Source organism: Kitasatospora sp. DSM 101779, from assembly GCF_025655475.1.
In the GTDB taxonomy this organism is placed as follows: Bacteria; Actinomycetota; Actinomycetes; order Streptomycetales; family Streptomycetaceae; genus Kitasatospora.
Map to the genome: position 1 here is coordinate 3,316,202 of NZ_JAHTIK010000001.1, position 19,262 is coordinate 3,335,463.

Sequence of the window (19,262 nt, forward strand, 5' to 3'; positions counted from 1 at the left end):
CTCGCCCGCGACAATCCATTCCGACCAGTCGGGCACGAAGGCGCCTTGCGCCGCGCGCTCCTCCGGCCGCTCGGGGCACGCGATCGAACCCATGGACGCTGCCTTTCACCCGGGACTCTGCTGACGGTCCTGACAACCGTCCGGCACCGCCGCGCATTCCCGCCGTCGCTCACCCGATCGACGGAACCGATCCGAGCCAGTCCCCGACCGCCGCCACCAGCCCCTCCAGGACCTCCTCCTGGCCGACCGGGGCCCGCTTGGGCACCGCGAAGCCGTGGCTGCCGTACGGCACCTCGACCAGCCGGTGGCCCTCCGGCAGCACGGGGAACTCCTCCGGGGTGCCGAAGGTGTCCGCGCCGCCCTGCACCACCAGGGTCGGCAGGCCGGTGTTCAGCAGTTCCTCGGCCCGGCTCTTCTCCGGCTTGCCCGGCGGGTGCAGCGGGAAGGCCAGCGCGAGCACCGCGGCCGCCCCCGAGGCGAGGCCCGTCCGGCAGGCCACCCGGGCACCGGCGCTGCGGCCGCCCACCACGAGCGGCAGGCCCTCGGCGGCGAGTCCGGCCGCCACCGGCAGCCAGGCCTCGTCCAGGGTCTTCGGCGCCGGGCCCAGCCGCTTGCCGGCCACCCGCCAGGGCTGCTCGACCAGCGCCACCGACACGCCCCGGGCCGGCAGGGCGGCGGCCAGCGCCTGCAGGTCCCGCGCCTCCACCCCTCCGCCGGCCCCGTGCCCGAGCGCCAGCAGCACCCGGGGCTCCTCGGCCGCGAACATCGTCACCCGGGCATCGCCGACCGCTGTCGGCACCAGCTTCTGCATGGGCCCGAGCCTAGGACGTGCCACTGGACGTGCCGGCGGACGCGCCGGGCCGCCGCCCTCGGACCGGCGCCGTCAGAAGAGCGTCGTGCGGTCGTCCTCGGTGAGCTCCCGGACGAGTTCGGGGCCGTTGTTGCGGATGCTGCCGACCGCCGCGCCCACCGGGTGCACCGTGAGCGCGCCGGGCGCCGGCGGCACCAGCAGGCCGCGCAACGCGTCCGGGTCGTCCAGGCCGGGGTCGAGCCAGGCGTCGAAGGAGCCGGGGTCGAGGAAGAGCGGCATCCGCTCGTGGATCGGGGCGAGCATCGGCTCGGCCTCGGTGGTGACCACGGTGCAGGTCACCCGCCAGGCCTGCGGGTGGTCGGCGGGCAGGGTGCGGTCCCGCCAGAACTCGTACAGGCCGGCCAGCGCGAGCGGGCGGCCGTCCGCCCGGGAGACGAAGTACGGCTGGCGCGGCGGCCGGTCGGGTCCGGCCGGGGCGGTCTGCCACTCGTAGTAGCCGTCGACCGGGAGCAGGCAGCGGCGGGAGGCGAAGGGCTGGCGGTAGGCCGGCTTCTCGTGCACGGTGTCCGCCCGGGCGTTGATCATCTTGACCGCGGTCTCCGGCGACTTCGCCCAGGACGGGATCAGGCCCCAGCGCAGCACCCGCAGCTGCCGCACCGGCCGGCGCTGCCCCTTCGGCGGGCGGTCCAGCACCGCGTAGACCGGCGAGGTCGGGGCCACGTTCCAGCTGGGCGCGATCGTCCCGGCCGGGTCCCACTGCTCGACGCCGAACACCTCGACGATGTCCTCGGGCCTGCTGCTGGAGGCGAAACGACCGCACATGGGGGCCAAGCCTGCCACGCCGGGCGTCCCGCCCGGGGCCGGTTCCGGCAGCCGGACGGGCGCCCCGGGAGGGGGCCGGCGACGGGGCCCGGGACCGGCCGGGGACGAACCGGAGCGAACCGACCGCTACCGCCGCGGCGTCCTCGCATGGGAGGCTGCCGGACCGGCAGCACACGGGAGGCAGGACGAGCATGGAGATCGCGGACGTCTGGCAGCGGGTGGCGGGCGTCCAGCCCGAGCCGCCGGGCTGGCTGGTGCTCACCACCGCCGCGCTGGCCCTGCTGGCGATCCTGCCGGCGCCGGTGTGGCGGGTCAGCCGCACCGTGGTGACCATCGCCCACGAGGGCGGCCACGGCGTGGCGGCGCTGCTGACCCGGCGGCGGCTCTCCGGGATCCGGCTGCACTCCGACACCTCGGGCCTGACCATCTCCTCCGGCCGCCCGACCGGCCCCGGGATGATCCTCACCGCGGCGGCCGGCTACGTGGCGCCCTCGCTGCTCGGCCTCGGCGGCGCCGCGCTGCTCGCCGACGGCCGGATCACCGCGCTGCTGTGGATCTCCATCCTGCTGCTGGCCGGGATGCTGGTGATGATCCGCAACGCCTTCGGCCTGCTCGCGGTGGTGCTCACCGGCGCGCTCTTCCTGGTGGTGTCCTGGTACGGCGGCACCCAGGTGCAGGCCGCCTTCGCCTACCTCGGCGTGTGGTTCCTGCTGCTGGCCGGGGTGCGTCCGGTGGTCGAGCTGCAGGCCAAGCGGCGCTCCGGCGGGGCCCCGGACTCGGACGCGGACCAGCTGTCCCGGCTCACCGGGGTGAGCGCGGTGCTGTGGGTGGCGCTGTTCCTGGTGGTGTCGCTCTCCTGCCTGCTGGGCGGGGCGAGCTGGCTGCTGCACTGGAAGCACTGAACCCGGCGGCACCGGCGCGCCGCTGACGGCGGGTGGGCACACCGTCCCCACCGAATCGCCGCAGACCCCCCGTCCGCCATGCGATCGGGCACCGGGCCGTCGCCGGGCGGCCCCCTAGACTTGGCGCATGACCGATGCCCTGTGGCCCGCCCCCGTCGCCACCGCAGCCGTGGACGCGACCGTCACCATCCCCGGCTCCAAGTCGGCGACCAACCGCGCGCTGGTGCTGGCCGCGCTCGCCGACGGCCCCGGATGGGTCCGCCGGCCGCTGCGCAGCCGCGACTCCCAGCTGATGGCGGACGGCCTGCGGGCGCTCGGCGTGACGGTCGAGGAGACGGTCAACGAGGCCAGCGGCGGCACCGGCGGCGGCGAGGCCTGGCGGGTCATCCCGGCACCGCGGCTGCTCGGCCCGGCCCGGGTGGACGTGGGCAACGCCGGCACGGTCATGCGCTTCCTGCCCCCGCTCGCCGCGCTCGCCGACGGCGCGGTGCACTTCGACGGCGACCCGCGCTGCTACGAGCGCCCCCAGCACGGCGTGATCGACGCGCTGCGTGCCCTCGGCGTGCGCATCGACGACGGCGGCCGCGGCGGCTTCCCGCTGACGGTGCACGGCACCGGCGCGGTGGACGGCGGCGCGGTGGACGTGGACGCCTCCTCGTCCTCGCAGTTCGTCTCCGCCCTGCTGCTGTCCGGCGCCCGCTACAACAACGGCGTGGAGATCCGGAACATCGGCGAGACGGTGCCCTCGCTGCCGCACATCCGGATGACGGTCGACATGATCCGCAAGGCCGGCGGCCAGGTGGACGCGCCCGAGGACGGCGGCGAGAAGGACGTCTGGCGGGTCACCCCCGGCGCGCTGATCGGCCGCGACCTGGTAGTCGAGCCGGACCTCTCGAACGCGGCGCCGTTCTTCGCCGCCGCGCTGGTCACCGGCGGCCGGGTGACCGTCCGCGACTGGCCGAAGCACACCTACCAGCCGGGCGACCAGCTGCGCGACATCTACACCCAGATGGGCGGCGCCTGCCGGTTCACCGACGAGGGCCTGGAGTTCACCGGTACCGGCAAGGTCCACGGCATCGAGGCCGACCTGCACGACGTGGGCGAGCTGACCCCGGTGATCGCCGCGGTGGCCGCGCTCGCAGACTCCGAGTCCCACCTGTACGGCATCGCCCACCTGCGGATGCACGAGACCGACCGGCTCGCCGCGCTCGCCAAGGAGATCAACGACCTGGGCGGCGACGTCTCGGAGACGGAGGACGGTCTGCGGATCCGGCCGCGTCCGCTGCACGGCGGTGTCTTCCACACCTACGAGGACCACCGGCTGGCGACCGCCGCCGCGGTGATCGGTCTCGCGGTGGAGGGCGTCCGGGTGGAGAACGTGGCGACCACCGCCAAGACCCTGCCGGACTTCCCGCAGATGTGGGCCGACCTCCTCGGCCAGGGCTGACGGGGGCAGAGCAGCATGCGCCGCTACGGCAAGGACGCCGACGAGGACGACATCCGCAACCGCCCGGCCCGCCGGGGCTCCCGGCCCCGCACCCGGATCCGGCCCAAGCACGAGGACGCCGCCGAGGCGATGATCCTCACCGTCGACCGCGGGCGGCTGACCTGCCTGGTCGACGCGGGCACGAAGAAGGAGCGCGAGGTCGTCGCCATGAAGGCCCGCGAACTGGGCCGCAAGGGCGTCGTCGTCGGCGACACGGTGAGCCTGGTCGGCGACCTGTCCGGGGAGCCGGACACGCTGGCCCGGATCGTCCGGGTCTCCGAGCGCACCTCGGTGCTGCGGCGCACCGCGGACGACGACGACCCGTACGAGCGGATCGTGGTCGCCAACGCCGAGCAGCTGGCCATCGTCACCGCGCTGGCCAACCCGGAGCCGCGGCCGCGGTTGATCGACCGCTGCCTGGTGGCGGCGTACGACGCCGGGATGGAGCCGCTGCTGGTGCTCACCAAGTCCGACCTGGCGCCGGCCGAGCCGCTGCTGGAGTCGTACGCGCCGCTGGGCATCTCCTACGTGGTGACCCGGCGGGACGAGCTGGAGACGACCGGCGCGGAGGCGGTGCGCGAGTACCTGCGCGGGCGGTCGACCGTCTTCATCGGGCACTCCGGCGTCGGCAAGACCACGCTGGTGAACGCGCTGGTGCCGGAGCGGCAGCGGACGACCGGGCGGGTCAACGCGGTAACCGGCCGCGGACGGCACACCACCGTCTCGGCGCTGGCGCTGCGGCTGCCGCCGCCGCCCGGGGCCAAGCCGGGCTCGAAGAAGGCTCTCGACCCGGGCTGGGTGATCGACACCCCGGGATTCCGCTCGTTCGGCCTGTCCCACATCGACCCGTCCCGGGTCATCCTCGCCTTCCCGGACCTCGAACCGGGCACGGCGGACTGCCCGCGCGCCTGCAGCCACGACGAGCAGGACTGCGCCCTGGACGCCTGGGTGGCGGACGGGCACGCCGAGCCCGCGCGGCTGTACTCGCTGCGCCGACTGCTCGCGAGCCGCGAGACGCGCGAGGGCGACTGACCGCCACTGCGGGGACTCCGGGCCGTCCGAGGTGTCGGACGGCGCCCGGCCGGTGATCCTAGGAGCGTGGGACACGCTCGCATGGATGCTCCGAGGGGCAAGGGAGTCAGCCCGATGGCATGGGCCATGGTGATCCTCGCCGGTCTGCTGGAGACCGGCTTCGCGATCAACCTCAAACTGAGCCACGGCTTCACCCGGCTCTGGCCCACCATCAGCTTCTGCGCGTTCGCGCTGGGCAGCTTCGGCCTGCTGACGCTCTCCCTCAAGTCGCTGCCGGTCGGTTCGGCGTACGCGGTCTGGACGGGGATCGGCGCGGCCGGCACCGCGGTGTACGGGATGGTCTTCCTGGAGGAGTCCAGCAGCGTGCTGAAACTGGTGTCGATCACCCTGGTGATCGCCGGCGTGGTGGGCCTCCAGCTGAGCGGCTCCGGACACTGATCCGCACGCTGGTTCGGTCCGCTGTGCGAGCCGCGCTGACCGAAAGGGCCCCGGGTCGCTAGGGTGCGGGCATGGCCGATTACCACGACGACCTCCGACTCGCCCACGTCCTCGCCGACTCGGCCGACTCGATCACCCTGGAGCGCTTCAAGGCGCTGGACCTCAAGGTCGAGACCAAGCCCGACCTCACCCCGGTCAGCGACGCCGACAAGGCGGCGGAGGAGCTGGTCCGCAGCGTGCTGCAGCGGGCCCGCCCGCGCGACGCGGTGATGGGCGAGGAGTACGGCCTGCAGGGGTCGGGCCCGCGCCGCTGGGTGATCGACCCGATCGACGGCACCAAGAACTACGTCCGCGGCGTGCCGGTCTGGGCGACCCTGGTGGCCCTACTGGAGGAGGGCATCGACGGCGAGATGCAGCCGGTGGTGGGCATCGTCTCCGCGCCGGCGCTGAACCGCCGCTGGTGGGCGGCGCGCAACCTCGGCGCGTACGCCGGGCGCAGCCTCGCCAAGGCGACCCGGATCCACGTCTCCGAGGTGTCCCGGGTCGAGGACGCCTCCTTCTCGTACTCCTCGCTGACCGGCTGGGAGGAGCGCGGCCGCCTCGACCCGTTCCTGGACCTCACCCGGGCCTGCTGGCGCACCCGGGCGTACGGCGACTTCTGGTCGTACATGATGGTCGCCGAGGGGGCGGCGGACATCGCGGCGGAGCCGGAGCTGAGCCTGTGGGACATGGCCGCGCCGTGCATTGTGGTGCAGGAGGCGGGCGGCCGGTTCACCGGCCTGGACGGGGTGGACGGCCCGAACGGCGCCGACGCGGTGGCCACCAACGGACTGCTGCACGCGGAGACGCTGCGCCGGCTGAGCGTCTGAAGGCCGAGCGTGTGAACGGCTGACGGGCCCGTCCGGCGGGCGTGTTTCGGCGGGCGTGTTTCGGCGGGCGTGTTTCGGCGGGTGTGTTTCGGCGGGTGGTCGGCGAGGTTGCCGGCCACCCGCAGCGCGTTCCGGACGGCGCTGAGGGCGCGGCAACTCCCTTGCAACAGCAGGCCCCTAGGCTCGTCGGGCCAACGGCCGGTACCCGGTACCGCGCCTCCGTTCCCCGTGCGCCCCACCCCGCCGGGCCACTGCCGAGGGGGACTCCCCACGTGCACAAGCTCCGCAGCATCCGCCACCGGCTCGCCCTGCTGCTGGCCCTTCCGACCGGCGCCCTGGTGCTCCTCGGCGCAGTCGGCACGGCCGCGCAGGCCGGGCGGTTCGCCGACGCCGCCCGGACGGGCGACCGGGTGGCCCTGGTGGTCGCCACCGAGGAGTTCGTCCATCAGCTCCAGCGCGAGCGGGGCCTGACCGCGGGCCTGCTCGGCGGTGAGGAGTCGTTCCGGGCCAGGCTCGGTCCGCAGCGGGAGGCCGCCGACACGGCCCGGCGGGCACTCGACCGACGGCTGGCCGCCGATCCGCCCGGCGCGGAACGGGTGCGTACGGCGCTCGGCGGGCTGAGCACCCTGGCCGGGCTGCGCGGCCGGGCCGACACCGGCGCCGCCGACCGGGCGGAGGCACTGAGGTTCTACACGGCTGCGGTCACCGCGCTGAACGCGGCGGCCCTCGCCGACCGGGACACCACCGGCGACCGGCGGCTGGCCGATGCGCTCGCCACCCTGGAGGCGCTGAGCCGGGCCACCGAGGCGGCGGCGCTGGAGCGCGGCACGCTGAGCGGCGTGCTCGCGGCCGGCTCGTTCCGGGGCGGCGACTACCCGGCATTCGTGCGGATCACCGCCGACCGGGGCGCGGCGCTCGCCGAGGTGCCGCGCACCGCCCTGCCCGAGCGGACCGCCGCCCTGGACGCCGCGCTGCGCGGCCCCGCCGCGGTGGCCGCCGCCGGCATGGAGCAGCAGGCCCTGGACGGCTGGGCGGCCACCCGGCTGCCGGTCCGCGCGGACGCCTGGTGGCAGGCGGCGACGGAGCTGGTCGACGGCCTGTACGTGGTGCAGTCCCAGGCGGCCGGCGACAGCTCCGCGCGGGCCGGGGAGCTGCGCTCGCAGGCGCTGCGGGCCCTGCTGGTGGACGCCGGGCTTGCGCTCGCCGCGGCCGTCGGCGCGGTCCTGCTCGGCCTGCTGGCGACCCGGTCGATCACCCGGCCGGTGGCGGCGCTCGCCGTGGAGGCGGAGGAGCTGGCCGACCGGGTGCTGCCGGAGGCGGTGGAGCGGGCCCAGGCGGGCGACAGGGCGGCCACGCCGGGGTCGGCCGCGGCGGCGGGCACCGCGGAGCTGGAGGTGCTGGGTGCGGCGCTGGACCGGGTGGCGGGGACGGCCGTCCGGCTGGCCGTCGAGCAGTCGGTCCTGCGCCGCAACACCGCGCAGTCACTGGCCGGTCTGGGGCGCCGGAACCAGTCGCTGGTGATGCGTCAGCTCGGTCTGCTGTCGGCACTGGAGCGGGGTGAGCAGGACCCGGCGGCGCTGGCGAGCCTGTTCGAGCTGGACCACCTGGCGACCCGGATGCGCCGCAACGCGGAGAGCCTGCTGGTGCTGGTCGGCGAGGCGAGTCCGCGCCGCTGGCCGCAGCCGGTGGCCCTGGGTGACGTGGTCCGCTCGGCGCTGGGCGAGGTGGAGGACTACCGCCGGGTCGTGCTGCGCCAGGTGGACGGGGTCCTGGTGGACGGCGGCGCGGTCGCGGAGGTGGCGCACCTGCTGGCCGAGCTGATCGAGAACGCCCTGGCCGCCTCGCCGCAGGACGCCGATGTGGAGGTGTTCGCGCGGCTCGGCGTGGACGGCTGCCTCATCGTGGTGATGGACCGCGGGCCGGGCCTGGACGAGTCGGCACTGGACCGGGCGAACGCCCGGCTGGCGGCCCGGGAGAGCTTCCTGGTGGACGGCGGCGGCCAGCTCGGCCTCTACGTGGTGGGCCGGCTGGCGGAGCGCCTGGGCGCGGTGGTGCGCCTCGCCCCGGCGCCGGTGCACGGGGTGACCGCGACGGTGGCGCTGCCGCCGGCGCTGCTGGCGGACGGGGTGCGGCAGGTACCGGCGGTCGGGGTGGCGGGATGACCGGGTTCGACGCGGGCGAGGTGGTCCGCCCGTTCGTGATCACCGCGGGCCGGACGCAGCCGGTCCGGGACGAGCTGCGGGTGGAGACCCTGGTGACGGCGCAGCCGGCGGCGCTGGCGGCGCCGCTGGGATTCGAGCGGCACCGGATCGTGGAGCTGTGCCAGTACCCGCGGTCGGTGGCGGAGCTGGCTGCACTGCTGGCGGTGCCGCTGGGGGTAGCCCGGGTGCTGGTCGCCGACCTGGCGGCGGAGCGGTACGTGCGGGTTCACGAGCGGGCGGCGGAGGACGTCTCGGTGGCCCTGCTGGAGCGGATCCGGGACGGCCTGCTGCGGCTCTAGGGCTCCGGGGCCGGGCGTGGTTCGCGGGCCCCGGGTGCGCCGTGGCGTTCCCGGGGCCCGCGGTCTCAGGCCGTCACTTCTGCTTGCGCAGCTCGCGGACGGCGTTCTCCAGGCGGCGGCCGTAGTCGGCGTCGGCCCTGCGGAAGTTCTCGATCGCACGCTCGACGATGTCGTCGCGGTCGGCCGAGACCTTGGCGATGAAGCCGGAGAGGTTCTCGATCAGGCGCTGCTTCTCGCCGTCGTCCATCAGCCGGTAGAGGTTGCCGGCCTGCACGAAGTCGTCGTCCTCGGCGTGCGAGGGCGCCTCGTGGTTGCCGGTGGGGCCGCTGACCGGGACGGCGGACCAGAGCGGGCGGCCGGTCTGGACGGGACCGCCGAAGCTGTTCGGCTCGTAGTTCTTCTGCCGGCCGTGGCGGCCGTCGTAGAGGTGTCCGTCGCGGCTGTTGGTGCGGGCCTCGGTGGCGTGCGGGCGGTTGACCGGCAGGTGGTCGGCGTTGATGCCAACGCGGTAGCGGTGGGCGTCCGCGTACGCGAAGAGGCGGCCCTGCAGCATCTTGTCCGGGGAGGGGCCGATGCCGGGCACGAAGTGGGCCGGGGAGAAGATCGACTGCTCGACCTCGGCGAAGATGTTGTCGGGGTTGCGGTTGAGCTCCAGCGTGCCGATCTCGATCGGCGGGTAGTCCTCGTGCGGCCAGACCTTGGTCAGGTCGAACGGGTTGAAGCGGTAGGTCGCGGCGTCGGCGGCGGGCATGATCTGCACCTGGACCGTCCAGGTCGGGAACTCGCCGCGCTCGATGGCCTCGCGCAGGTCGCGCTGGTGGCTGTCGGGGTCCTCGCCGGCGAGGGCGTTGGCCTCGGCCTGGGTGAGGTTCTCGATGCCCTGGTCGGTCTTGAAGTGGTACTTCACCCAGAAATGCTCGCCGGCCTCGTTCTGCCACTGGTAGGTGTGCGAGCCGTAGCCGTTGAGGTGGCGGTAGGTGGCCGGGATGCCGCGGTCGCCGAAGAGCCAGGTGACCTGGTGGGTGGACTCGGGCGACAGGCCCCAGAAGTCCCAGACGTTGTCCGCCTCCTGCGAGCCGCTGTACGGGTCCCGCTTCTGGGTGTGGATGAAGTCCGGGAACTTGATGGCGTCCTTGATGAAGAAGACCGGGGTGTTGTTGCCGACCAGGTCGTAGTTGCCCTCCTCGGTGTAGAACTTCAGCGCGAAGCCGCGCGGGTCGCGCACCGCGTCGGCCGCGCCGAGGTTGCCGGCCACCGTGGAGAAGCGGAGGAAGGTCTCGGTCTGCTTGCCGACCTCGGAGAGGAACGCCGCCCGGGTCCAGGGCGTGACGTCGGCGGTGACGGTGAAGGTGCCGTAGGCGCCGGCGCCGCGGGCGTGCACCACGCGCTCCGGGATGCGCTCGCGGTTGAAGTGGGCGAGCTTCTCGAACAGCAGCTGGTCCTGGAGGAGCGCCGGGCCGCCGATGCCGGCCGTCTCGGTGTTCTGGTTGTCGGCCACCGGAGCACCGGACTCCGTGGTGAGGGTGGGCCGCAGCTCGTCCTGGGTGGTCATGGGGAGGTCCTTCGGTCGTCCGGTCGTATCGGAGCTGATCCTAACTTGGACCTAGTCCAAGTCAACACTAGAACCAAATCAAGAACGTGCCTTACTGTGGATTCATGAGCGACCTGCTGGAACGGCTTCGTGGACGCGGCTGGCGACTGACCTCGCAGCGCCGGGCGGTGGCGGAGGTCCTCGAAGGCGACCACGTCCACCTCACCGCGGACGAGGTGCACGCCCGTGCCGTGGCGAGACTCCCGGAGATCTCCAGGGCCACCGTGTACAACACGCTCGGCGAACTGGTCTCGCTCGGCGAGATCCTGGAGGTCTCCACCGACGGCCGCGCCAAGCGGTACGACCCCAACGCGCACCAGGCCCATCAGCACCTGGTCTGTTCCGGCTGCGGCACCGTGCGCGACGTCCGTCCGGAGGGCGACCCGATGGCCGCCCTCCCCTCCACGGAGCGCTTCGGCTTCACCGTGACCGGCGCCGAGATCACCTACCGCGGGCTCTGTCCGGACTGTTCGCCCACCTGACCCCGCTGCGCGCCCTACGCGCTCAGCTCGGCGCTCAGCGCACCGAGCAGCCTCGCCGCCCGCTCCGCCACCTCGGCCGGGCCGGACTCCGCGGCCCGCCGGCACCAGTTCTCCGCCTGCACCGGCTCGCCGCGGCGCAGCGCCAGCAGCGCCAGGCGCAGCGCCGCCCGCCCGTGCCCCGCGTCGGCGGCCCGGGTGTACCAGAGCACGGCCTCGCTCTCGCCGTCGTGGCGGGCCAGCAGCAGGCCGAGGTTGAACGCGGCGCTGCGGCTGCCGGCCTCGGCGGCGCGCCGGTACCAGTGCTCGGCGGTCTGCAGCTCGCCGCGCTCGGCGGCGCGCACGCCCATCCGCACCTGGGCCCTGCGGTGGTCGGCCTCGGCCGCCACCGTGTACCAGTGCTCGACCTCGACGTCCGCGTCGCCGCGCCGCTCCAGCACCGCGGCCAGCCGGAAGGCGCCCTCGGCGGAGCCGCCGGTCGCGGCCTGCCGGTAGCGCTCCAGCGCCCCGGCGGCGTTGCCGCGCTGCTCGTGGACGACGGCGAGCTGCAGGGCGGCCTCGCCGTGCCCCTCGGCGGCGGCCCGGGCGTACCACTCGTGGGCCTGCGGGAGTTCGCCGCGGCCGGCGTGCAGCACACCGAGGTTGAAGGCGCCGTCGACGCTGCCCGCCTCGGCGGCCTTGGAGAACCACGGCTCGGCGCCGGACTCGTCGCCGCGCTGCAGCAGCACCACGGCCAGCGCGTTGCAGGCCTCCCGGTGGCCGGCGTACGCGGCCTTGCGGTACCACTGCTCGGCCTGGGTCTCGCGGCCCGTCCCGGCGCAGAGCAGGCCGAGGTTGAAGGCGCCGTTGTGGTCGCCGGCGTCCAGGGCGGCGCGGTACCAGCGCTCCGCCTCGGCGGCCTCGCCGCGGCCGGCGTGCAGCGCGCCGAGCGCGTTGGCGGCGTTGCCGTCGCCGGCCTCGGCCGCCTCCTGCCACCACTCGGCGGCGGCCACGAGGTCGCCCGCGTCGCGCAGCAGGAAGCCGAGGGCGCAGGCCGCCCGCGGTTCGCCGTTCTGCGCGGACTGCCGGTACCAGCGGGCCGCCTCGTCGAGTTCGCGGCGCTCCTCCAGCAGCACGCCGAGCCGCAGCGCGGCGCGGGCGTGGCTGCGCGCGGCGGCGGTGCGGTACCAGGTCTCGGCGGTCTCCTTGTCGCCCGCCGCCTCGCGCATCCGGGCGAGGCGGTAGGCGGCCTCGCGATGGCCGGCGTCGGCGGACACCTTGAACCAGCGCTCGGCGCGGACGTCGCGCCGATGCTCCATCAGATCACCCAGGGCGTAGGCCCCGAGGGGGTGGCCGTGCTCGGCGGCGAAGTGCAGCCAGTACTCGGCGGCCTCCTCCTCGCCCTGGTCGCGCAGCTGGAGGCCGAGCGCGTGGGCGGCCGGCGCGGAACCGGCGACGGCGGCCTGCCGCCACCACTGGGCGGCCTCGGCGCGGTGGCCTCGCTGGTGCAGCAGCACGCCGAGGTTGTTGGCGGCGGCGCGCAGCCCGGCCGCGGCCGCGGCGCGCAGATACGGTTCGGCGTCCTCCAGGTCGCCGCGGCGCAGCAGCATCGCGCCGAGCTGGCTGGCGGCGCCGGGGTCGCCGGCGTCCGCGGCGGAACGGTGGCGGCTCTCCAGGGCGGCCTGCTCGCGGGCGGCGAGGGCGGTCTCGAAGCTGGCGGCGTCCTCCGGTTCGCCGGCGGGCTCGTCGTCGTCCGCGGCCGGGTAGCGGCCGACGGCGTCGACGAGCTGCTGGGCGGAGATCCGGACGAGGCTCTCGGGGCCGTAGCTGCGCTGGGCCGGCAGGCCCTGCTGGGTGTCCTCGGCGGACTGCGCCCAGGCGTCGGTGTCGGCCACGGCGTGCGCCTCCGACACGGCGGCCGGTACGGACCTCGCCCCCGTGTCGTTCCTACCGATCAGCTTCATGCCGACTCCCGCTCCCCCAGAGTGCTGCGGCATCCGCCGGGGGCGCCGTGTCGGCGGCCGCCGCCCCCTGCCGGTCCGAAAGGGTGTCGGTCCGAAAAGGAGTCAACAGCCGTTCGGCTTCCCCCATGTGGTCCATCGTCGCATCACCCGGAACCCGCGTACACCTGCCCCGGACCACGTCTGGGCGGAGCGGGCCGAAGCCTGCGGGACTTGCTTCAGCGCTTTGTCGATTTCCCGACACTCGGGCCGCACAAACCCCGGCAGCAACAACGGGACCGGGGCGGCCGATTCGATACTACCGGAGCCCGCCCCCTCTTGATCGGAAAACGTCAGGGCCCGGAGCGCCAGATTGCTCTGGCGGCCTCCGGGCCCTGATCTTCAGTAGCGGGGACAGGATTTGAACCTGCGACCTCTGGGTTATGAGCCCAGCGAGCTACCGAGCTGCTCCACCCCGCGTCGGTGAAAGAACCATAGCACGGACGCGGGGTGGACCAACAAATCGGTTCTCGCAGCTCAGGGCGTCGCCGAGGCCGAGGGCGACGGCGAGGCGGACGGCGCCGGGGTCGCCGATCCGCTGCCCGGCTGCGCCTTGGCGGCCCGGTCCAGCGCGTCCTGGAGCGCCTTCTGCGCCTGCCCGTACGCCGCCCAGTCGCCGTTCTTCAGCGCGGTCTGACCGTCGGTGAAGGCCTTCTGGGCGTCCTGCAGTGCCTTCTGCAGGTCCTGGCCGGCACCCGTGCCGGGTGTGGTGGGAGCGGGCGTGGTCGGAGTGGCGGGGGCGGTCGGAGTGGCCGTCGCGCTGCCGGACGCGCCGGGCAGCACGGCGGCGAGCGCCTTGGCCAGGTTGTCCTCCAGGGCCACCTTGTCGCCGTAGACCGCCAGCACCTTCTGCAGCACCGGCGCCTTGGCGCCGCGGCCGAGCAGGTAGACCGGCTCGATGTTGAGCAGGCCGCCGCCGACCGGCAGGGTCAGCAGGTTGCCGTACTCGATGTCCGAGTCGCTGCCGGTCTTCAGCAGGGTGAGCTGGTTGGCCACCGCCTTCTCGGAGTTGAACTTCGCCTGGGTCAGCTTGGGCCCGAGCGCACCCGATCCGGCCGGCACCTTGAGCACCCGGATCTTGCCGTACTCCGGCCCCGGGTCCGCGCTGACCGCCATGAACGCCGCCAGGTTGTCGCGGCCGCTCGGCACGAAGCTGCTGGAGAGCGAGAAGCTCGCCGAGGGGGCGCCGGGCATCTTCAGCGTCAGGTAGTACGGCGGCTGGACCTCACCGGTGTTGGTGGTGGGGTCGAGCGGCACCTGCCAGATGTCCGTGCCGTTGAAGAACGCGTCGGCGTCGGTCATGTGGTACTGGCCGAGCAGATCGCGCTGCACCTTGAACAGGTCCTGCGGGTAGCGCAGGTGCGGCATCAGCGCGGCCGGGATCGCCGAGCGGGCCTTGACCGTGCCGGGGAAGGCCTTCATCCAGGTCTTCAGCACCGGGTCGCTCTCGTCCCACTGGTACAGCGTCACCTCGCCGGTGTACGCGTCGACCGTGGCCTTCACCGAGTTGCGGATGTAGTTGACCGTGTTGACGGCGGTCAGGGTGCGGCCGCGCTGGTCGGTCAGCGAGTCCTTGGTCGACTCGCCCAGGGTGGTCTTGGAGGAGAACGGGTAGCCGTCCGAGGTGGTGTAGCCGTCCAGCACCCAGACCAGCTTGCCGTCCTGCACCACGGGGTACGGGTCGGCGTCGATCGACAGCCACGGCGCGACCTTCTCCACCCGCTCCTTGGGCGTGCGGTCGTAGATCACCCGGGCGCCGTCGGTGATCGCCCCCGAGTACAGGATCTGCGGCTCGGAGAACTTCATCGCGTACGCGGCCCGGGTCAGCGGGTTGTCCAGCGAGACGCCGCTGCCGCCGTCGTAGGTGAAGGTCTGGTCGGCGCCGCTCTCGGAGGTGTAGTCGATCTCCTGGTTGCTGCCGCCGACGATGGAGTACGTCCGGGTCTTCTCGCCGTAGTACACCCGCTGGCGGTAGTCGCCGAAGGTGCCGTCGGTCGGCAGGCCGGACTGGGTGTAGACCGGGTTGCCGTTGCCGTCGACCTGGTTGCCCTTGGCGGCGACGACGCCGTAGCCGTGGGTGTACTTGAAGTGGTCGTTGATCCAGTTCCGCTGCTGGACGCCCGCGAGGTCGAGCTCGCGGACACCGAGCACCGTGTCCTGGTTGCCGTACCGGTCGACGTCCAGCGTCCGCGGGAAGGCGTAGTACTTGCGCAGCGCCTCGTTCTGCTGGAACGTCGGCGCGACCACGTTCGGGTCCAGCAGGCGGATGTCCGCAACCGTCTGCGCGTCCGGCGCCGGGGCACCGGCCTTGGTGCCCTCCTTCGGGTCGTACTGCTGGGTCTCGGCGCCCGCGATGCCGTACGCCTTGCGGGTCGCGTCGATGTTCTTCTGGATGTACGGCGTCTCCTTGGCCTGCTCGTTCGGCTTGACCTGGAACTGCTGCACTATCGCCGGGTACACCCCGCCGATCAGCACCGCGGAGAGCGCCATCAGACCGAAGCCGATCAGCGCCGGCGCCCAGGTGCGGCGGATCGGCGTCAGGAAGAAGAGCAGCGCGCAGATGACGGCGACGAAGAACAGGATCGTCTTGGCCGGCAGGAAGGCGTTGGCGTCCACGTAGCGCAGGCCCGTCCAGCCGTCCACGCCCTTGTAGGCACCGGACTTGACCGCCAGGCCGTACCGGTCCAGCCAGTAGGCGACGGCCTTCAGCAGGACGAACACACCGAGCAGCACCGCGAGGTGGCCCTGCGCACCGCGGCTGGCGCGGCGGCCCGGACCCTGCAGGCGGAGGCCGCCGTAGAGGTAGTGCACCAGCACGGAGGCCATCAGCGAGACGATCACCGCGCTGAACGCGAAGCCCAGGATGAACTCGTACCAGGGCAGGTCGAAGGCGTAGAAGGCGACGTCCCGGTGGAACTGGGGGTCCTTCACCCCGAACGGCGTCCGGTTGGTCCACAGCAGCCAGGTGCGCCACTGCCCGGAGGCCGCGGCGCCGGCGACCAGGCCGACCAGCAGCGCGACCGCGACCAGCAGCCACTTCTTGTACGGGGCCACGCCCATCCGGTAGCGGTCCAGGCTCTGCTGCTCGACCGACATCGCGGCCAGCGGCGGCCGCAGCCGGTGGGCCAGCCAGACGTTGAGGCCGACCACCACGGCCATCAGCAGGCCGAAGACGGCGAACAGCCCGGCCTTCGTCCACAGCTGGGTGGTGAAGACCGTGGCGTAGTCGACCGATTTGAACCACAGCCAGTCCGTCCAGAATCCGGACACCAGCGCGAACAGCATGAACAGCACGGCGAGCACGCCCGCCGTCAGCAGCAGGACCCTGGTGCGCCGCGAGGGCGGGCCGACTCTGGCACGGAAGCCCGGCTCCGGGCGGTCCGGCATCTGGAAAACCAAGGTGGCACCTCTGCTGTGTCGTGAAGGTGGTCGGATCGGTCCTCAGTGCAACTTAGACCGTCTTCACCTGAGTTCCCGCCGGGCCGCCCGCCCGCTCTCCCGAGACCCGACCGTTACCGGGCCCGGCAAGGCCTCCGGGCACCGCGGGCATGTGAGGATTGGGGCATGTCCGATGCACCCCTCACGCCCGCCGACGGCCTGCCGCCGGCCGCGTCCCCGCTGACCCGCGCCGCCCTGGAGATCGACGAGTACGCGGCCACCCTCGGCTGGGACCTCCCGGCCCGGCTGTTCGCGCTGGTCGACACCGCCGCGCTGCGCAAGGCCGACCCGAAGCTGGCCCGCCAGCTCGGCCTGGCCGACGACGAGGCCACCGGGCTGACCCCGGTCGAGCAGGAGGAGCTGCCGGCCGGCGCCGAGCTGGACAAGTTCCTCGGCACCATCGCCTGGCCGGACCAGGTGGCCGGCTGTGCGCTGGTCGTCGAGCGGCTGATGCTTCCCCCGGGTGCCGAGCAGTCCCGCCCGAAGAACGCCACCGAGAAGGAGCTCGCCGACTGGGTGGCGAACCACCCGCAGCGGCAGGAGGTCCGGATCACCGCCGCCGTGCTGCGCGACGGCTCCCGGGAGATCGCCCTGCGGCTGCGCGAGAAGGACGTCGCCCGCGAGGTGCTGACCGGCCCCGACCTGGTGCCGGGGCTCACCGAGGCCCTGCTGGCCACCTTCTCCTGAACCGGGCCGGCCGGGGCCCCCACGGGGCGCCCCGGCCCGCTCCTGCGCGTTGCGCTCCTGCGGCTTTGCGCGCCGGCTCGCTGTGCCCCGGCCGGGCGCCCCGCTACTTGGGGCAGGACGGCAGCGCCGAGGTGTTGCCGGAGCGGATCTGGTCCAGCGCCTTCAACGCCTCGCCGAGGCTGTCCACCTTGACCAGGGTCAGCCCGCCCGGGGTGCCCTTCGACGCCTCGGTGCAGTTCTCGGCCGGCGTCATGAAGTACTCGGCGCCCTTGTCCCGGGCCGCGATCAGCTTCATCTGGATGCCGCCGATCGGGCCGACCTCGCCCTCGTCGCTGATGGTGCCGGTGCCGGCGACGAACTTGCCGCCGGTCAGGTCACCGGGCGTCAGCTTGTCCACGATGCCGAGCGAGAACATCAGGCCGGCGCTGGGGCCGCCGACGTCCTGCAGGCCGATGTCGATGGTGAACGGGTAGGTGTGGTCCGTCCCCGGCAGGATGCCGACGATGGCCCGGCCGTCGGAGGCCTTGCCGGTGGTGACGGTGACCTTCTTCTCGGCCGCCTTGTCGGTCGCCGTGCCGTTCGTACCGGCCGAGCCGTTCGTGCCCGCCGAGCCGTTCGTGCCCGCGGAGCCGCCGGTGCCCGCCGCGGCGGTGTGCGGGACGACCGTGAACTCCACCGTCTCGCCGGGCTTGTGCTTGGTCACCAGCGCCGCCACCTGCTCCTTGGCGGTCACCGGGGTGCCGTCCACCGCGACGATCCGGTCGCCCGCGTGCAGCTTGCCCTCCGAGGGCCCGCCGGCCACCACCGAGGAGACCACGATCTGCGTGCCGACCGGGATGCCGAGCTGCTTGAGCGCCGCCGTCTTGGCGCTGTCCTCGGAGGTGGCGAACTGCTCGGCGTTCTCCTGCTGGGCCTCCTTGTCGGTCTGGCCCTTCGGGTAGACGTTGTCGTGCGGCACGACGAGGACGTCCTTGCGCAGCCAGCCGATCACCGCGGAGACCAGGCTCGGCTCGTACTTGGCGCCGGTGACCTGCACCGTCGTCATGTTGAGGTGGCCGCTCGTCGGGTACGTCTCGTGGCCGCTGATGGCGATCACCGGGACGGAGCCGCCCGACTTCTTCTCCTGCTCACCGAGCGTGTTGTAGGTCGGGCCCGGGCTCATCTCGGTGTACGGCACCCGCATCAGCACGGAGGCGCACAGCAGGCCTATGAGCAGCAGGGTGGCGGCGAGCATCGTCGCGGAGCGGCGTGGCATGGATCGACAGTACGGGACGGCGGCGGTGGGGCGCTGCCCGGGCCGGGGCGTCAGCGGCGGGGGCCGTCGCCGGAACCGACGGTGGATCGCTCCATCGCGGCGCGGAACCGCTCGTGCTCGGCGAGCGAGGCCGGATCACCGGTGGCGCGGGGGGTGCGGGCCGCCCAGCCCGCCCAGACCATGGCGGCCAGTGCGGCGGCGACGGGGATGATCAACCAGGCGAGCGCAGCCATGTCCGTACTCCCAGCTCGTCGTGTCTATCAGCAGATTAACCGTCCGCGCAGACAACGGCGGCGGCGGGCACCGGGTTACGGCCACGGTTCACCCTCAGCAGGGTCGCGGCACGCCTGTGACGGGGCTGCAGGAGGGCCACCACGGGGGCCGCGGAGAGCACGGCGGGGCCGCCGCGCACCGGGCCGGGACCGGGAGCGGCCCCTGGGGGCAGTGAGGCGAACGGGGGACGGCGGCGGTCAGCAGGTGCCCGCGCCGACCCACTCCTCCTCGCCGTCGCTGAAGACCTGGTGCTTCCAGATCGGCACCTGGTGCTTGAGGTCGTCGATCAGCCGGCGGGCCGCCTCGAAGGCCTCGCCGCGGTGCGCGCAGGAGACGGCGACGATCACCGCCTTGTCGGTGATCTCCAGCCGGCCGACCCGGTGCACCGCCGCCAGCGCCTTCACCGGGAAGTCCGCGACGATCTTCTCGGCGATCCGGCGCATCTCCCGCTCGGCCGTCGGGTGGGCGCTGTACTCCAGCGCGGAGACGGACTTGCCGCCGTCGTGGTCGCGGACCGTCCCCACGAAGACCGTGGTGCCGCCGGCCGCGTCGTCGCCGACCGCCTCGTACACCTCGTCCAGCGACAGCGGGGTGTCGCGGATGGCGAGCAGGCGGATCGGGTCGTGGTTCTCGGACATGGTCACCATGATTCCCCATGACGGGTGCCGCCCGGCAAGGGCTTCCGCATCACGATTGTGGC

Annotated in this window: 17 protein-coding genes and 1 tRNA gene; 9 read left to right on the top strand and 9 right to left on the bottom strand. The window is 73.6% G+C overall.

Annotated elements, in window-relative coordinates:
• Positions 1-169: 169 nt before the first annotated feature.
• Positions 170-811, bottom strand: coding sequence for an alpha/beta family hydrolase (locus KSNIM_RS15070; protein WP_263103725.1), 642 nt, complete (start codon positions 809-811; stop codon positions 170-172).
• A 72-nt stretch (positions 812-883) separates the two neighbouring features.
• Positions 884-1,633: an SOS response-associated peptidase gene (locus KSNIM_RS15075; protein ID WP_263103726.1), complete on the bottom strand. Its 750-nt coding sequence runs from the start codon at positions 1,631-1,633 to the stop codon at positions 884-886.
• A gap of 191 nt (positions 1,634-1,824) precedes the next feature.
• On the opposite strand from KSNIM_RS15075, the gene KSNIM_RS15080 reads away from it, so the two are divergent.
• The 7 genes from KSNIM_RS15080 (at position 1,825) to KSNIM_RS15110 (ending at position 8,860) form a co-directional block, all read left to right on the top strand.
• A complete protein-coding gene (locus KSNIM_RS15080) occupies positions 1,825-2,535 on the top strand; it encodes a M50 family metallopeptidase (protein WP_263103727.1) in 711 nt (236 codons plus the stop codon).
• A 127-nt stretch (positions 2,536-2,662) separates the two neighbouring features.
• The gene (aroA, locus tag KSNIM_RS15085) at positions 2,663-3,982 is read left to right on the top strand and encodes a 3-phosphoshikimate 1-carboxyvinyltransferase (protein WP_263103728.1); all 1,320 of its coding nucleotides are present in this window, start codon (positions 2,663-2,665) and stop codon (positions 3,980-3,982) included.
• A gap of 15 nt (positions 3,983-3,997) precedes the next feature.
• Positions 3,998-5,053, top strand: a complete 1,056-nt coding sequence (gene rsgA / locus KSNIM_RS15090; protein WP_263103729.1) for a ribosome small subunit-dependent GTPase A — start codon at positions 3,998-4,000, stop codon at positions 5,051-5,053.
• A gap of 114 nt (positions 5,054-5,167) precedes the next feature.
• Positions 5,168-5,491, top strand: coding sequence for a DMT family transporter (locus KSNIM_RS15095; RefSeq protein WP_263103730.1), 324 nt, complete (start codon positions 5,168-5,170; stop codon positions 5,489-5,491).
• 71 nt (positions 5,492-5,562) lie between these two features.
• Complete coding sequence (gene hisN / locus KSNIM_RS15100; RefSeq protein WP_263103731.1) at positions 5,563-6,360, top strand: histidinol-phosphatase; 798 nt, start codon at positions 5,563-5,565, stop codon at positions 6,358-6,360.
• A 272-nt stretch (positions 6,361-6,632) separates the two neighbouring features.
• Entirely contained in the window at positions 6,633-8,522 is a 1,890-nt protein-coding gene (locus KSNIM_RS15105) for a nitrate- and nitrite sensing domain-containing protein (RefSeq protein WP_263103732.1), read from the top strand.
• Complete coding sequence (locus KSNIM_RS15110; protein ID WP_263103733.1) at positions 8,519-8,860, top strand: DUF742 domain-containing protein; 342 nt, start codon at positions 8,519-8,521, stop codon at positions 8,858-8,860. The genes KSNIM_RS15105 and KSNIM_RS15110 overlap by 4 nt, the downstream gene beginning before the upstream one ends.
• Positions 8,861-8,933: 73 nt before the next feature.
• Here the strand turns inward: KSNIM_RS15110 and KSNIM_RS15115 are convergent, their stop codons facing one another.
• Positions 8,934-10,412 carry a catalase gene (locus KSNIM_RS15115; protein ID WP_263103734.1) on the bottom strand — a complete coding sequence of 493 codons (1,479 nt, stop codon included), beginning with the start codon at positions 10,410-10,412 and terminating at the stop codon, positions 8,934-8,936.
• A gap of 104 nt (positions 10,413-10,516) precedes the next feature.
• Here KSNIM_RS15115 and KSNIM_RS15120 point away from each other — a divergent pair, with 104 nt between their 5' ends.
• Positions 10,517-10,933, top strand: a complete 417-nt coding sequence (locus tag KSNIM_RS15120; protein WP_263103735.1) for a Fur family transcriptional regulator — start codon at positions 10,517-10,519, stop codon at positions 10,931-10,933.
• A 14-nt stretch (positions 10,934-10,947) separates the two neighbouring features.
• Here KSNIM_RS15120 and KSNIM_RS15125 read toward each other — a convergent pair whose 3' ends face one another.
• The 3 genes from KSNIM_RS15125 to KSNIM_RS15135 form a co-directional block, all read right to left on the bottom strand.
• Positions 10,948-12,873: a tetratricopeptide repeat protein gene (locus tag KSNIM_RS15125; protein WP_263103736.1), complete on the bottom strand. Its 1,926-nt coding sequence runs from the start codon at positions 12,871-12,873 to the stop codon at positions 10,948-10,950.
• A gap of 382 nt (positions 12,874-13,255) precedes the next feature.
• A tRNA-Met gene (locus KSNIM_RS15130) sits at positions 13,256-13,329 on the bottom strand.
• Between the two features lie 57 nt (positions 13,330-13,386).
• Positions 13,387-16,296: a UPF0182 family protein gene (locus tag KSNIM_RS15135; RefSeq protein WP_263107969.1), complete on the bottom strand. Its 2,910-nt coding sequence runs from the start codon at positions 16,294-16,296 to the stop codon at positions 13,387-13,389.
• A gap of 177 nt (positions 16,297-16,473) precedes the next feature.
• On the opposite strand from KSNIM_RS15135, the gene KSNIM_RS15140 reads away from it, so the two are divergent.
• The gene (locus KSNIM_RS15140; protein WP_263103737.1) at positions 16,474-17,034 is read left to right on the top strand and encodes a PPA1309 family protein; all 561 of its coding nucleotides are present in this window, start codon (positions 16,474-16,476) and stop codon (positions 17,032-17,034) included.
• A 103-nt stretch (positions 17,035-17,137) separates the two neighbouring features.
• Here KSNIM_RS15140 and KSNIM_RS15145 read toward each other — a convergent pair whose 3' ends face one another.
• The 3 genes from KSNIM_RS15145 to KSNIM_RS15155 form a co-directional block, all read right to left on the bottom strand.
• Entirely contained in the window at positions 17,138-18,289 is a 1,152-nt protein-coding gene (locus KSNIM_RS15145; RefSeq protein ID WP_263103738.1) for a PDZ domain-containing protein, read from the bottom strand.
• A gap of 50 nt (positions 18,290-18,339) precedes the next feature.
• Entirely contained in the window at positions 18,340-18,522 is a 183-nt protein-coding gene (locus KSNIM_RS15150; protein WP_030274884.1) for a hypothetical protein, read from the bottom strand.
• Positions 18,523-18,759: 237 nt separating this feature from the next.
• Positions 18,760-19,200, bottom strand: a complete 441-nt coding sequence (locus KSNIM_RS15155) for a molybdenum cofactor biosynthesis protein MoaE (protein ID WP_411543714.1) — start codon at positions 19,198-19,200, stop codon at positions 18,760-18,762.
• Between the last annotated feature and the right edge of the window lie 62 nt (positions 19,201-19,262).